Consider the following 1,382-nt stretch of genomic DNA (forward strand, 5'->3'; position numbering starts at 1 on the left):
ATTGGTATCGTCACTGTCACCGTCACGGATGTCTATCAATGCAGCGGTACCATTGGTAATGGTGACCTCCACACTTTCGTTCGCAACTCCGTTGGTACCTATACCCAGATCTTGATCATCGGTCGCATAGATTCCGTTGGCGCGTACGTCCAATGCATTGTTGGCATCGGGACTCGCCACCGCCGTGAACTCGTTACTGCCGTCAAGGTTCAATCCGTTGCCCGCAGTGTATTGTGTGTCGTTGTCGGTCCTTCCCGCAAGTTCGGCCAATGCCGCCTCTACCGTGTCCACCGTGAAGTTGTCACCGGCGTCAGCTACCGTTACCTCCCCAGCATTTTGGTCGTCCGTGGCATAGATACCGTTGGCGCGTACGTCCAATGCGTTGTTCGCATCGGGGCTCGCCACCGCCGTGAACTCGTTGCTGCCGTCAAGGTTCAACCCGTTGCCCGCAGTATATTGTGTGTCGTTATCGGTCCTTCCCGCTAGTTCGGCAAGTGCCGCCTCTACGGTATCCGTGGTGAAGTTGTCACCGGCATCGGCTACCGTTACCTCAGTTGCCGTCTGGTCATCGGTGCCGATATTTGAAAGGGGAACGTCAAAGTCGCTGCCCGCCTCCGTAATCCTGAGTACGTCCTCCGTACCGTCGTTCGTTACCGAAAAAGAGGTAATAAGTTCGTTCGTGTCACTTGCATCCCCTGGGGTTGCGCTACCGCCCACTATGTTCCATGTGGTACCGTCCCACATATATAATTGTCCAGCAGCAGTGTCTACGTAGGTGACACCAGTATTATTATTGGCCGGGGCACCAGAGGGTGCACCAGTACCACTAGTCGTAAGCTCATTGGTGATATCAGCGTCGGCATCTTCAATACTTATCGTTGTATTATTACCATCCGTAATTTCAATTCTGACCTGTTCTTCTGGTACCAAGATCGTATGGCTTAAATCTTGGTTGTCGGAACCAAGCGAAGTTAACGGTACTTGTAAAGATCCTCCAGAATCGGTTATTCTTAAATTCGTACCAACTACGGCAAATGCCGTATTAATTTCATTTGCTGCGTCAGCATCCCCGTCACGGATATCAATCAATGCGGCGGCACCATCGGTAATGGTGACCTCCACACTTTCGTTCGCAACTCCGTTGGTACCAATACCCAAGTCCTGGTCATCGGTGCCATCGACACCATCGAGTTCCGTCTGTATTTCCTCTATGGCGTCTTGTACATTCGTGCTGGTCGTATTGCCAGTTGCAGTGAAGTCAACTCCGGTGGCGTCTTGGTCATCGGTGCCGACAAAGGTGATCGGGGCTCCATCACCATTATCAAAGGTGAAGGTCCCGTTACCGTTGTCCGTAAGGTCGGACTTGTTTATCGTTTGGGGGT

The 1,382-nt window shown here is 52.2% G+C and carries 1 protein-coding gene; it reads right to left on the minus strand.

The genetic code is table 11. The annotated features are described in order from the left end of the window. Positions 1-1,382, minus strand: a 1,382-nt coding sequence (locus AACM45_RS20255; RefSeq protein WP_339145024.1) for a hypothetical protein, incomplete at both ends; no start/stop codon positions are given.

Origin of the sequence: Croceitalea sp. MTPC5 (assembly GCF_036985505.1) — a bacterium.
GTDB lineage: Bacteria > Bacteroidota > Bacteroidia > Flavobacteriales > Flavobacteriaceae > Croceitalea.